Annotated in this window: 10 protein-coding genes; 5 read left to right on the forward strand and 5 right to left on the reverse strand. The window is 65.8% G+C overall.

Annotation, left to right across the window (positions count from 1 at the left end; all coding sequences use genetic code 11):
• Nucleotides 1-44: 44 nt before the first annotated feature.
• Nucleotides 45-1124 carry a phosphotransferase gene (locus ACE10Z_RS20455; protein WP_375789490.1) on the reverse strand — a complete coding sequence of 360 codons (1080 nt, stop codon included), beginning with the start codon at nt 1122-1124 and terminating at the stop codon, nt 45-47.
• A gap of 279 nt (nt 1125-1403) precedes the next feature.
• Nucleotides 1404-2417, reverse strand: a complete 1014-nt coding sequence (locus tag ACE10Z_RS20460; protein ID WP_375789491.1) for a zinc-binding alcohol dehydrogenase family protein — start codon at nt 2415-2417, stop codon at nt 1404-1406.
• 118 nt (nt 2418-2535) lie between these two features.
• On the opposite strand from ACE10Z_RS20460, the gene ACE10Z_RS20465 reads away from it, so the two are divergent.
• The gene (locus tag ACE10Z_RS20465) at nt 2536-2916 is read left to right on the forward strand and encodes a winged helix-turn-helix transcriptional regulator (protein WP_375789492.1); all 381 of its coding nucleotides are present in this window, start codon (nt 2536-2538) and stop codon (nt 2914-2916) included.
• A gap of 390 nt (nt 2917-3306) precedes the next feature.
• On the opposite strand, the gene ACE10Z_RS20470 is transcribed toward ACE10Z_RS20465, so the two are convergent.
• On the reverse strand, nt 3307-4905 hold the full coding sequence (locus ACE10Z_RS20470) for an OprO/OprP family phosphate-selective porin (protein ID WP_375789493.1): 1599 nt from the start codon (nt 4903-4905) through the stop codon (nt 3307-3309).
• Between the two features lie 343 nt (nt 4906-5248).
• On the opposite strand from ACE10Z_RS20470, the gene ACE10Z_RS20475 reads away from it, so the two are divergent.
• Nucleotides 5249-6607, forward strand: coding sequence for a DegQ family serine endoprotease (locus tag ACE10Z_RS20475; RefSeq protein ID WP_375789494.1), 1359 nt, complete (start codon nt 5249-5251; stop codon nt 6605-6607).
• A gap of 19 nt (nt 6608-6626) precedes the next feature.
• Nucleotides 6627-7961: a replication-associated recombination protein A gene (locus tag ACE10Z_RS20480; RefSeq protein ID WP_375789495.1), complete on the forward strand. Its 1335-nt coding sequence runs from the start codon at nt 6627-6629 to the stop codon at nt 7959-7961.
• Between the two features lie 265 nt (nt 7962-8226).
• Here ACE10Z_RS20480 and ACE10Z_RS20485 read toward each other — a convergent pair whose 3' ends face one another.
• Nucleotides 8227-9180, reverse strand: a complete 954-nt coding sequence (locus ACE10Z_RS20485; RefSeq protein ID WP_375789496.1) for an alpha/beta hydrolase — start codon at nt 9178-9180, stop codon at nt 8227-8229.
• Nucleotides 9181-9308: 128 nt separating this feature from the next.
• Here ACE10Z_RS20485 and ACE10Z_RS20490 point away from each other — a divergent pair, with 128 nt between their 5' ends.
• Nucleotides 9309-10505 (forward strand): RluA family pseudouridine synthase, encoded by a 1197-nt coding sequence (locus ACE10Z_RS20490; protein ID WP_375789497.1) that lies wholly within the window; start codon nt 9309-9311, stop codon nt 10503-10505.
• 123 nt (nt 10506-10628) lie between these two features.
• Nucleotides 10629-11843 carry an amidohydrolase family protein gene (locus ACE10Z_RS20495; RefSeq protein ID WP_375789498.1) on the forward strand — a complete coding sequence of 405 codons (1215 nt, stop codon included), beginning with the start codon at nt 10629-10631 and terminating at the stop codon, nt 11841-11843.
• Between the two features lie 117 nt (nt 11844-11960).
• Here ACE10Z_RS20495 and ACE10Z_RS20500 read toward each other — a convergent pair whose 3' ends face one another.
• Entirely contained in the window at nt 11961-12419 is a 459-nt protein-coding gene (locus ACE10Z_RS20500) for a GNAT family N-acetyltransferase (RefSeq protein WP_375789499.1), read from the reverse strand.
• Nucleotides 12420-12458: the final 39 nt, after the last annotated feature.

The raw sequence follows: 12458 nt of genomic DNA on the forward strand, positions 1-12458 counted from the left end.
CTTGACGCGTTGACTTCACGCGGACGATTTCGCCCGATGGCGCTTCAGTCCTGCCAGTATGAGAAACTGTCGTGGTCCAGCGCTTGCGCGCAGGCGCCGCGGGTCATTTTCAGGAACAGCGCGTCTCCGCGCTCGGAGCGCTGGACGCTGAGCGCGGAGACGACGCCCATCATGATGCCGTGCAGCGTGTAGCGCCGGTAATCCCGCCAGCAATCATCCCAGCCATAGTCCCGCACGCCGCGCCGAATCAGCTCCGAATGATAGAACCGCACCAGATCGGCTTCATGAAGCCGCCGTTCGGACGGATCGATGCCGGCCGACAGGAAATAGGCGACGTCGACGATGCCTGGCCCCACCGTCAGCGTCTGCCAATCCAGCGTCGCCATCGGACGGGTGTTGCCGCGGACCTCGAACAGCATGTTGTCGAGCCGGAAGTCCGCGTGCTGCAGCGTTCGCGGCACCGATCGATCGGACTGGTAGCGCAGTATCGCGTCCGGAAGCCGGTCGACCAGATCGAGGAATTCCGGCTCGATCACGCCGTGATAGCGTTCCTTGTAGTGATTGATGATGCCGGGCAGCACCGCGCGAAGATCCCTGCGCCGGCTTGCGGCGACCACGAAGCATTGCACCGCATCGAGCGTCGGATCGTTCCATCGCGGCGCATGCAGTGCGGCGGCCTCGCGCATCGCCGTCAGGCTGTCGGCGATCGAGCATCCCGTCAGTTGGTCGCCCGGGCGCGCGGGCGCCAGATCTTCCAGGATCAGCGTGAAGTCGTCGGTCGCCGGATCGATTTCGGCGAGGATCGGCCGCGGGGTGTGAATGTCGACGGTGGCCGCCAGCTCGCGATAGAACGCGACCTCGCGGACATAGAGCGTGTGCGCGGAACCGGAGCGGCGGCTGTCGGGATCTGCTGCGGGGAATTTGCCGACGACGCTCGCGGGCGCGTTCGGTTCATCGCCGTCATAGGTCAGATGAAATCGATAGCTGTCGCCGACAAGGCCATTGCCGACCGGCTTGCAGACGAGATCGACGACCTTCACATGGTCGATCACACCGGCTTCGCGCAGCGCCCGCGTCATCCACTCCGGATCGATCCGCGACGGATCGGCCGTGAGTAAATTCATCGGTTTCCTCCCATCCCCGTGGGCGTCACCACCGTTCCGGCCGCGTCTCGCGCGGCCGAATTGAGGACGGGGTGATCGTTGCGCAAATCATACAGGCGATGTCATGGCTTTGGCAAAAGCCACGCAGCGCCCATGGGGATATCTCGCGAGTTGCGTAGGTGCGTAGGGCGGGTTAGCGTCAGCGTAACCCGCCGCTCTTGCGCGTGGCGTGGTGGATTGCGCCTTCCGCCTTCGAGCTACGGTGGACGTAGTCGGCTGATCCACCCTACGCAGCGATTCCTACCAGCCTTCGAGCACGATCTTGCCGCGCGATTTGCCGCTTTCCAGCAGCGCATGGGCGCGCTTGAGGTTGGCGGCGTTGATGGTGCCGAAGGTCTGGTCGAGCGTGGTGCGCAGCACGCCCTTGTCGATCAGGTCGGCAACGTCGTTGAGCAGATGATGCTGCGCGATCATGTCGGGCGTCTGGAACGAGGAGCGCGTGAACATCGATTCCCAGTGCACCGACACCGCCTTGCCCTTGAACGCGGCGACGTTGAATTCGGCGGGATCGTCGATCAGGCCGAACTTGCCCTGCGGCGCGATGAAGTCGGCGATCGACTTGTAGTGCTGGTCGGTGAAAGTGAGGCTGGCGACGAGGCCGACCGGCGGCAGCTTCAAGCTCTCGATCTGCTCCTTCATCGGCTGCGAGTGGTCGATCACCGCATGCGCGCCGAGATCGCGGCACCACTTCTGCGACTCCGGCCGCGTTGCGGTCGCAACCACCGTCAGCCCGGTGAGGCGGCGCGCCAGCTGGATCAGGATCGAGCCGACGCCACCGGCGCCGCCGGTGATCAGCAGCGTGCGTGGATCGAGGCTCTTGCCCGGCACCGCGCCGAGGCGATCGAACAGCAGCTCCCAGGCGGTGATCGAGGTCAGGGGCAGGGCGGCGGCCTGCGCGAATGACAGCGAGGTGGGCTTGTTGCCGACGATGCGCTCGTCGACCAGATGAAATTCCGAATTGGTGCCCTGGCGCTGGATCGAGCCCGCGTAGAACACCTCATCGCCGGGCTTGAAGAGCGACACATCGGGCCCGACGGCGTCGACCACGCCGGCCGCATCGAAGCCGAGGATCTTGTAGCTGCCGTCGGTCGGCGCCGCGCGTTTGCGCACCTTGTAGTCGACCGGGTTGGCCGAGATGGCCTTCACCGCGACCCTGACGTCGCGTCCCTTCGGTTCGGGCTTGGCGATCTCGAAATCGACGAGCGAATCCGCCGCCTCGATCGGCAGCGATTTTTGGTATCCGACGGCCTTCATGCCTGGTCTCCGTGATGGGCGGTTGCCTGCAATGTTACCTGTCGCGCTGGCGTCCTTTTGGCAAGTACTGTAAATTCAGGGAACTAGTCCCTGTTTGTATACTATTGGGAAATATCCGATGAAACGGAAGAATTTTGCGCGCCGGCCGGGCTGCGCGGTCGAGGCGGCGCTCGACCTGATCGACGGCAAATGGAAGGGCGTGATCCTGTATCATTTGCAGGCCGGCACCCAGCGCTTCGGTGAGTTGCGGCGGCGGATGCCCGGCATCACCCAGCGCATGCTGACCAAGCAGCTGCGGGCGCTCGAGGACGACGGCCTCGTGACCCGCAAGGTCTACGCCGAGGTGCCGCCGCGGGTCGAATACACGCTCTCCGAACTCGGCGAGAGCCTGCGCCCGGTGATCGATATCTTGAAAGCCTGGGGCGAGGGCCATCAGGAGCGGCTGTCCTGCGCGCCGGCGCCGGAAGTCGTGGTGAAGAAAGCGAAGCGCGCGGCCTGAAGGGAATCGAGCGGCGGGCTCCGCTTCACCTCGCCCCGCGTGCGGGGAGAGGCATAGGCCGCCTTTGGCGGCCGTTCCCAAGAACGCCGAAGCAGAGCTTCGGCTATAACGCATCGTTAGATGCGTTCCGGGTGAGGGGGAGTCTCCGCGAGCGCAGCTATCTCCGAATACGCGGAGAGGGCCCCTCACCCCAACCCTCTCCCCGTAAGAACGGGGAGAGGGAGCGCAGTGCGGTCGTGGTCGCTATTCGGCCGATCTCATCACGCGCAGAGGCGTCTCGAGCGAAGTGGGTGCCGGTTCGCGTGAAGACGCCGCGTCAAGCAAACGCTCAATAATAACGGCCGGAGCGATGCCCCGGCCGTCTGTGAGTTGGTCTCAGTTCAGGTCGCGTCAGAACGCAACCTGCGTGCGCAGCGCGACCGCGTCGAACTTCGAGCCCGCATCCACAGGCGAGGTCGCCGAGGCCTGCTTGGCGATGTCGCCGTGCAGGTAGTTCAGCATGAAGCGGACGTTGTTGTTGACGTACCAGTTCAGCGCGGCGGTGTAGACGGTCTGCCGTCCGCCCGCGACGCCGACGGCCTGGCCGACCTGGTCGTTGAGGTTCATCGTGCTGACGCGGCCGGCGATTTCCCACGCGCCCAGGCCGCCGCCGGCGAGCGAGAACGGATCGTGCGGCTTGATCCCGCCGTAGGAGGCCGTTGACGCGTTGTAGGCGTGGTTCTCGCCGGTCAGCACGTAGCCGACCTGCGCGTAACCGCCGTCGAATTTCAGGCTCGGCGCGCCGAACGGCGGCAGCCCGGTATTCGCAGAGCGATCGACATTGAACCAATAGTACTCGCCCTGCGCGATGAACGGGCCGTAGGTCGCTGCCGCCTCGACGCCGTAGACCTGCGCGCCCGAGACGTTGGCGATCGCACCGGTCGAGATCAGCGTCGTCGGGTCGATGCGCAGCTCGGGCCGGTCGTTCAGCGTGAGCGTCTGCGCCTGCGTCAGCTGGTTGCGCGGCGGCTGGACCAGCCATTCCGCATCGGCGCCGATATGCACCGAGTAGTTCTTGCCGCTGATCGGATTGCCGGCGACGCGGATGACGCCGCCATACTGCTCGGAGGTGCCGGCCGGCGTGACTGAGGACGCGGAGTGAATCGCGCCCGTGGTCGGTCCGGTGACATAGCCGCCGATCCAGAGCTGGTCGTTCCACCAGCGGGTGCCGGCGCCCGAACGGAAGTCACCGGCCGCGATGTTCTGGGCGATGATGCCGACCGAGGCGCGCTCCATGAACAGGATGTCGTTGGAGCTGGTCGATTCGTCCAGCGTCCACGGGATGTCCATGATGCCGCCTTCGATGGCCATCTTGCCGCCGAACGGCCTGAAGCCGGTGTAGCTCAGATAGGCATTCTCGACACCGGAGGTGCCGCCGCCGGGGAGCGATCCCGCTGCTGCGCCGCCGAAGCCGTCGGCCGAGCCGCCGAAGTCGTAGATCAGCGCGTAATTCCAGTCGCCGAAGAATTTGCCGACGATGCCGATGCGGGCGCGGCGCAGGTTCTCGCCGCTGTCGAGCTTCTGCGGCGAGGTGCTCGCGGTGTTCGGACGATAGTCGTAACCGCCGACATCCCAGTGCACGCGGCTCGTGATCGCAACGCAGTTCTGTTCATCCGCAGTGCAGATCGTCGGCCGGTTGTTCGGCAACGTCACCACGACGCCCGACGGCGCGACCGGGCCCTTGACCGGGATCGCGGCGTTGGCGCTTGCGACCCGCGCGGCCTTGGCATCCGCCGCCTTCGCGTTGGCGTTTGCGCTGGCTGCGGTCGCGGTGTTGGCATTTGTCTGCTTCTGCAGCTTGTCGAGCTTCTGCTCGAGCATCTTCAACTGCTGCTTCAGCAGCGCGATCTCCGCGTCGCTGCCGCCTCCGGCCGATTGCGAATAGGCCGGCGAGGCGGCGAGCGCCCCCGCAAGTCCTATCGCGATTGCACCAACTCTTGTCGCACCCATCGTGCACCCCTGTTGTGTTTGAATTCCCCACTCACTCACTGAAACGTCCTAGGAGTTGATCGTGACTGACGCACGACAGCGCTTCGAGGCATCGCAGTTCCGCTTGTTGTCCGCAGGCAACAGGCGGAGCGGCGCAGTGAGATGACAGGCATCATAGAAGTTTGGCGGCGCGCTTCAACGCGGCTGCCGCCGGTTTTGCACCGGTCCGGTGGGGCCAGTTATCCGGCCGGGCGCCCTTCAATTGCCCGGCGAACACGCCTATATTCCGGCGTTTCCACGAGAGGTGAGAATGCTCCGACCCGTCCGCTTCGCTGCCATATCCGCTCTGTGCACATTGGCCTTGATGGGGAATCTGTCCCCGGCCGCGGCCCAGGATCGTCGCGTGCCGTCCTCGCAGGCCGAGCTCCAATTGTCCTATGCGCCGATCGTGCAGCGGGTGCAGCCGGCGGTGGTCAACGTCTACGCCGCCAAGACGGTGCAGACCCGCAATCCGTTCCTGGACGACCCGATCTTCCGCCGCTTCTTCGGCGTCCCGGGGCAGCAGCCCGAGCAGATGCAGCGCTCGCTCGGCTCCGGCGTGATGGTCGATGCTTCCGGCCTCGTGGTCACAAACAATCACGTGATCGAGGGCGCCGACCAGGTGAAGGTCTCGCTCGCCGACAAGCGCGAATACGAGGCCGAGATCGTGCTGAAGGACAGCCGCACCGACCTTGCCGTGCTGCGGCTGAAGGAGACCAACAGGGAGAAATTCGCGACCCTCGACTTCGCCAATTCCGACCAGCTGCAGGTCGGTGACGTCGTGCTGGCGATCGGCAACCCGTTCGGCGTCGGCCAGACCGTGACGCACGGCATCATCTCGGCGCTGGCGCGCACTCAAGTCGGGATCACGGATTATCAATTCTTCATTCAGACCGACGCCGCGATCAATCCCGGCAATTCGGGCGGCGCGCTGGTCGACATGACCGGCCGGCTCGCCGGCATCAACACCGCGATCTTCTCGCGCTCCGGTGGCTCGCAGGGCATCGGCTTCGCGATCCCCGCCAACATGGTGCGCGTGGTGGTGGCTTCCGCCAAGAGCGGCGGCAAGGCGGTGAAGCGGCCATGGCTCGGCGCGCGGCTGCAGGCGGTCACGCCGGAGATCGCCGAGACGCTCGGGCTGAAGCTGCCGACCGGCGCGCTGGTCGCCAATGTCGCGCCCAACAGCCCGGCGGCGAAGGCCGGGCTCAAGCTGTCCGATCTGATCGTCGGGATCGACGGCACGCCGATCGACGATCCCAACGCGTTCGACTACCGCTTCGCGACCCGTCCGCTCGGTGGCAGCGCGGAGATCGAGGTGCAGCGCGCCGGCAAGCCGGTGAAGCTCACCGTGACGCTGGAGACCGCGCCCGATACCAACCGCGACGAGATCGTGCTGACCGCGCGTTCGCCATTCCAGGGCGCCAGGGTCGCCAACATCTCGCCGGCGCTGGCCGATGAGCTGCATCTCGACGCCGGCGCCGAGGGCGTCGTCGTCACCGAGCTCGCCGACGACGGCACGGCGGCCAATGTCGGCTTCCAGAAGGGCGATATCATCCTGGCGGTCAACAATGAGAAGATCGTGCGGACCAGCGACCTCGACAAAGTATCGAAGGCGGGGTCGCGGGTCTGGCGCATCACGCTGGTGCGCGGTGGCCAGCAGATCAACGTGACGCTCGGCGGATGAGCCCCAAGGTGAACCGCAAGTGAGCCCGAAGCAACCGCGTGAGGTCGGCAACCTGTTCGCAGCGGCGGGGATGGAGCAGGACGCGCCACACCCGCTGCCGGACCGGCTGCGCCCGCGCACGCTGGCCGACGTCGTCGGCCAGGACCACATCCTCGGCCCCGACGGCGCGCTGACCCGCATGCTGGAGACGCGCACGCTGGGCTCGCTGGTGTTCTGGGGACCGCCCGGCACCGGCAAGACCACCGTGGCGCGGCTTTTGGCCGACGCCACCGAGCTGCATTTCGAGCAGATCTCCGCGGTGTTCTCCGGCGTCGCTGACCTGAAGAAGGCGTTCGATGCCGCGCGTGCCCGCCGCGAGACCGGCAAGGGCACGCTGTTGTTCGTCGACGAGGTGCACAGGTTCAACCGCGCGCAGCAGGATTCCTTCCTGCCGGTGATGGAGGACGGCACCGTGGTGCTGGTCGGCGCCACCACCGAGAACCCGTCGTTCGAGCTCAACGCGGCGCTGCTGTCGCGGGCCCGCGTGCTGGTGTTTCACTCGCTCGATACCGCTGCGATCGAACAGCTGTTTGCCAATGCCGAGAGGATCGAGGGCAAGAGCCTGCCGCTCGATGCGGAAGCGCGCGCCGTGCTGGTGCGGATGGCCGACGGTGACGGCCGCGCCTCGCTGACATTAGCCGAAGAGGTCTGGCGCGCCGCGCGCAAGGGCGAGGTGTTCAACGCCGAGCAGTTGCAGGCCATCCTGCAACGCCGCGCGCCGATCTACGACAAATCGGCCGATGGTCACTACAATCTGATCTCGGCGCTGCACAAGTCGGTGCGCGGCTCCGATCCGGACGCGGCCTTGTATTATCTCGCGCGTATGCTCGATGCCGGCGAGGATCCGCTGTTCCTGGCGCGACGCGTGGTACGCATGGCCGTCGAGGACATTGGTCTCGCCGATCCGCAGGCGCTGGCGGTCTGTAACGCCGCCAAGGATGCCTATGACTTTCTGGGCTCGCCGGAGGGCGAGCTCGCGATCGCGCAGGCCGTGGTCTATCTCGCCACCGCGCCGAAATCGAACGCGGTGTACACGGCGTTCGGCGCCGCGATGCAGACCGCCAAGCAGGGCGGCTCGCTGCTGCCGCCGAAGCACATCCTGAATTCGCCGACCAAGCTGATGAAGTCGGAGGGCTACGGCTCCGGCTATCAATATGATCACGACGCGCCCGACGCGTTCTCCGGCCAGGATTATTTCCCGGAAGCACTCGGCCGCCAGACCTTCTACGATCCGCCCGATCGCGGCTTCGAGCGCGAGATCCGCAAGCGGCTGGACTATTGGGCGCGGCTGCGCAAGGAGCGCGGCGGGAGCTAGCGCAAGACGAGATTGGGCTGCGGCCGCGAATAACGCGCGCGTTCTCGTTCCCGCCTGCGGCGTGGGAGCGTCAGTTGCAGAAGCCCGCAAATGGCATATGCAACTTGCGCGACTTCGGAATACTAGAAATATATCTCTGAGTTGCCCGACGTGTCAAGTTGCTTGGTCGCACGCCGGCCGCCGCCGGCTACTTTGCATGGGGTTGTTTTCGATATTTTGACAGCGCCCGCTGCGACGGCTCATAACTTCATATTGCTCCAGCGCGTCACTTGACGCTCTTCACGAACTCCAAGATCTCGTCGGTCAGCCGCGTGTCCGGTGTGTTGATCGAATAGACCTCCGACATGTGGCTGTGCTGCGGCAGCATGAAGCTGCGGACGCACCCGCTCGGCCGCTTGCAGCTGGCCTGCTTCAACAGCTCGAACTGCTCGACGAAGCGCGGCGGATCGAGCTCGGCGGCGGTGATCAGGAACGGGATCGGGCTTGCGACCAGCCCTTGCAGCGAGGAGCGTTCGGCGTAGCGCGAGGGGTCGGAGCCGTAATAGGCGAGCTCGGCGTCGCCGGCGGGCGAGGCCGTCAGATCGTAGATGCCCGACACCATGATCGCGCCGGCGAGACCGCCGCCCTTCACCTTGTGGAATTCGTCATGCGAGACATAGCTCGCGACATGGACCGCGCCGGCCGACTGGCCCATCAGGAAGATGCGTCCGGGGTCGCCGCCGCGGGAGCCGATGTTCTCCGTGACCCATTGCACGATCGCGCCCATGTCTTCGGCGCCTGCCGGCCAGGGAAAGGCCGGCGCCAGGCGGTAGGTGGCATTGACGCCGACAAAGCCGCTCCTGGCGGCCCACAGCATGACGTTGTCGTAGAATGGGCTGCCGGGGTTGCGCTTGCTGCCGGCAATGAAGCCGCCGCCATGGATGTAGATCAGCACCGGCCGTGGCGCCGCCGCCGGGTCGGGCGTGAAGACGTCGAGCAAATGGCGGTCGGCAGGGCCGTAGTGGAGGTCGCGCTCGACCTTGACGGCCTGGTACGGCTCCTTCTGCTGCAGCGGTGCGTAGAGCGCGGCCGTCTTGGGCGGGTCGATGACACGGCCGAGTTCCAGCAGCTTCCAGGCCAGATCTTCCGGCATAGCGGCTTGCGGCATCGGGCTTTGCTGGGCCAGCGCCGGGCCTGACATCATCAGGGCCGCCGCCAAAACCGATACCACCAGTCTCATTCCAAAGCCCCCTTGCTTGCCGCGTGCGGCCGAACATGGCCGATGTTGCGCCGGATTTGTACCGATTTCGCCGTGACGATTCGCGGCATTTGCGCTACCCACGGGCTTAACTTCGGAGTTGCAACCCCATGAGCCGCCGCGTCAAGAGACCTCTCCGCCCAGCGGGCGACCGCGCCAAAGGCGCGCGTCCCCATCGCGGCCCGGCCGCCGAGCGGGGGCCGGCGCATCGCTCAGGCGGTAAGTCAGCAGCGGTGCGCCTTGGCGACAAGCAGCGGGCGCCCAAGCCATTCGTGCCCGAGCCGGAGAAGAGCGTCGCCGAGCCGCCGCCGCTGCCGACCAAGGTGCAGACCGTGGTCGTGACGGCGGACGAGGACAACATGCGCGTCGACCGCTTTCTCGAGGCGCGTTTCCCCGGCCTGTCGTTTTCTCACATCCAGCGCATCGTTCGGAAGGGCGAGTTGCGCGTCAACGGCAAGCGTGCGGACAGCAAGGACCGGTTGGAAGAAGGGCAGAGCGTCCGCATTCCGCCGCTGCGGCTCGATACGCCGAAGGCGGCCGCGAGCCTGTCTGAAGCGGCCAGGAAGACCCTCCAGGACCTCAAGGACATGACCTTGTTCGAGGACGCCGACGTGATGGTGCTGAACAAGCCCGCGGGTCTGGCGGTTCAGGGCGGTTCCGGCATCACGCGCAATGTCGACGACATGCTGGAGGTGATGCGCGACGCCAAGGGCCAGAAGCCGCGGCTGGTGCATCGGCTCGACCGCGAGACCTCGGGCTGCCTGCTGATCGCCAAGACGCGTTTCGCCGCGACCGCTCTGACCGGCTCGTTCCGGCATCGTTCCGCGCGCAAGATCTACTGGGCGCTGGTCGCCGGCGTGCCGAAGCCGAAGCAGGGCCGGATCTCGACCTATCTCGCCAAGGAGGAGAGCGAGGAGGACAGCATCATGCGGATTGCCGCGCATGGCGACGAGGGCGCCAGCCACGCCGTGACCTATTACGCCGTGGTCGAGACCTCGGCGACGAAGCTTGCCTGGGTGTCGCTCAAGCCGGTGACCGGCCGTACCCATCAATTGCGCGCCCACATGGCGCATATCGATCACGCGATCGTGGGCGACCCAAAATACTTCAACAAGGAAAACTGGCAGCTGCCGGGCGGCCTGCAGAACCGGCTGCATCTGCTCGCCCGCCGCATCGTGATTCCGCATCCGCGCGGCGGTGTGATCGATGCGACGGCGCCGCTGCCGCCACACATGCTGCAATCCTGGAATCTGCTGGGGCTCGAGGCCGATCGCTTCGACCCGATCGAGAACGCGCCCGAGGAGTGACGGCGGACGCCGCCTCCCGATATCCGTCGCGGACAGCAAGAACGATCAAAGCGGCCCAGAGCGCCGCGGCTATGTTGCCGCGCGCCGGGCATCGCCGGCATGCAACCATCAAAGAGGCTGTCCGTGACCGGGACCTGGTTACGCATCGCGCTCTTACTCATCGGCTCGGCTGTCGGCTGTGTGGCGGCACATGCCGAGACCGTGGTGCTCCGCGGCGGCACGCTCTACGCATCGGCCGATGCGGCTGCGCTGCCGGATGCGGCGATCGTGATTACTGACGGCGTGATCAGCGCGGTCGGCAAGTCCGGCGACGTCAAGCTGCCCTCGGATGCGCGCCTGATCGACTGCAGCGGCAAGACTGTCGTTGCCGGGTTCTGGAACAGCCACGTGCATTTCACGGAACGTGTCTGGCACAACGCCGGCGAGGCGTCGGCCGCAGCGCTGACGCAGCACATGCAGGAGATGCTGACGCGATGGGGTTTTACCACGGTCTGGGATCTCGGCTCCGATCCACGCAACACGCTGCCGCTGCGCAAGCGCATCGCAGCAGGCGAGGTCGCCGGCCCCACCATCCTGCTCGCCGGCAATGTGTTTCCCAAAGGCGGGCATCCCGTCTACCTGCCGCCCGAGATTCAGCTTCCCGAAGCCGCGACGCCTGAGGAGGCGGCGAAGTGGGCGCGCGACTGGCTCGCGATGGGCGAGGACGGCATCAAGCTGTTCACCGGCGCATTCATGGGCGACAAGCCCGTCATCAACATGGACCCGGCGATCGCCAAGGCGGCCGTTGATGTCGCGCATGCGCAGGGCAGGCCGGTGTTCGCGCACCCGCAGAACAAGATCGGCGTCGAGACGGTGATCGCAGCAGACGTCGACGTGCTCGCGCACACGACGCCCAGCGAGCGGGGCTACACGGATGACGAGCTGGCGCGGTTCAAGGCACAGGGCACTGCGCTGATTCCGACGCTGGCGCTGTTCACGACGGTGGTGCTCGACCCCAACGTCACCAACCGTCTGGTGGCCGCGACCGTCAACCAGCTCAAGCAGTTCTCGGAGAACGGCGGCACGGTGCTGTTCGGCACCGATGTCGGTTTCACCACGCTCTACGACACCACGCAGGAAGTCCAGCTGATGCACCGCGCGCTGTCGGAGCGCCAGGTGCTGGCCTCGCTGACCACCAATCCAGCGCGGTTCTTCAAGGCCGCGAAGAAGGGCAAGGTCGAGCAGGGTTTTGACGCCGATCTCGTGGTGCTCGACGGCGATCCGCTCAGCGACGTCGCCAATCTTGCGAAAGTGAGCACCACCATCCGTGCGGGTCGCGTGATCTTTCAGAGGCCGTGATAGCCGGCCAGGAATTTCAAGAGCGGCGTTGACGCGTTCAACGCACGACAGATCTTTAACCGGCCGATCGCGCTACCTACTCGCGATCCTGCACCAATCGGCCAGGGCTGATGAACGTCAAAGCATCAGCTTGTAGCCGATGTGGCTGGCGACGAATCCCAATCGCTCATAGAAGCGGTGCGCGTCGGGGCGCGCCTTGTCGGTGGTCAGCTGCACGAGATCGCAGCCTCTCGCTCTGCATTGCTCGATCGCCCATTCGAACATCTGTTGCCCGACGCCGGAGCTGCGGTGCGCCTCGGCAATTCGGACCGCCTCGATCTGCCCGCGCCATGCTCCGAGCCGCGCCAGTCCCGGCATGAAGGTGAGTTGCAGCGTGCCGATCACCTCGTTGTCCAGGGTCGCCACGACCAGCAATTGGTTGCGATCGGCGAGGATGGCATCGAATGCGTCGACGTATCGTGGGTTCGGCGGCGAGCTCGCATCCTCGCGCTGCTGCCCCAGCACGTCGTTGGCGAGCAGCGCGATGATCGCCAGAAGGTCGGCCGCTTGGGCCTGGCGGAAAACGATTGACGTCATCGAACAGGATTTCCATGGAGGCGGGGTCTGTCACAAGAC

Origin of the sequence: Bradyrhizobium sp. Pha-3 (assembly GCF_042258615.1) — a bacterium.
Classification (GTDB): Bacteria; Pseudomonadota; Alphaproteobacteria; order Rhizobiales; family Xanthobacteraceae; genus Bradyrhizobium.

What these genes read in the sequence shown, in the direction of transcription:
- ACE10Z_RS20455 (WP_375789490.1), bottom strand. Translation starts at nt 1,124, where the DNA reads ATGAATTTACTCACGGCCGATCCGTCGCGGATCGATCCGGAGTGGATG.
- ACE10Z_RS20460 (WP_375789491.1), bottom strand. Translation starts at nt 2,417, where the DNA reads ATGAAGGCCGTCGGATACCAAAAATCGCTGCCGATCGAGGCGGCGGAT.
- ACE10Z_RS20465 (WP_375789492.1), top strand. Translation starts at nt 2,536, where the DNA reads ATGAAACGGAAGAATTTTGCGCGCCGGCCGGGCTGCGCGGTCGAGGCG.
- ACE10Z_RS20470 (WP_375789493.1), bottom strand. Translation starts at nt 4,905, where the DNA reads ATGGGTGCGACAAGAGTTGGTGCAATCGCGATAGGACTTGCGGGGGCG.
- ACE10Z_RS20475 (WP_375789494.1), top strand. Translation starts at nt 5,249, where the DNA reads ATGGGGAATCTGTCCCCGGCCGCGGCCCAGGATCGTCGCGTGCCGTCC.
- ACE10Z_RS20485 (WP_375789496.1), bottom strand. Translation starts at nt 9,180, where the DNA reads ATGAGACTGGTGGTATCGGTTTTGGCGGCGGCCCTGATGATGTCAGGC.
- ACE10Z_RS20490 (WP_375789497.1), top strand. Translation starts at nt 9,309, where the DNA reads ATGAGCCGCCGCGTCAAGAGACCTCTCCGCCCAGCGGGCGACCGCGCC.
- ACE10Z_RS20500 (WP_375789499.1), bottom strand. Translation starts at nt 12,419, where the DNA reads ATGACGTCAATCGTTTTCCGCCAGGCCCAAGCGGCCGACCTTCTGGCG.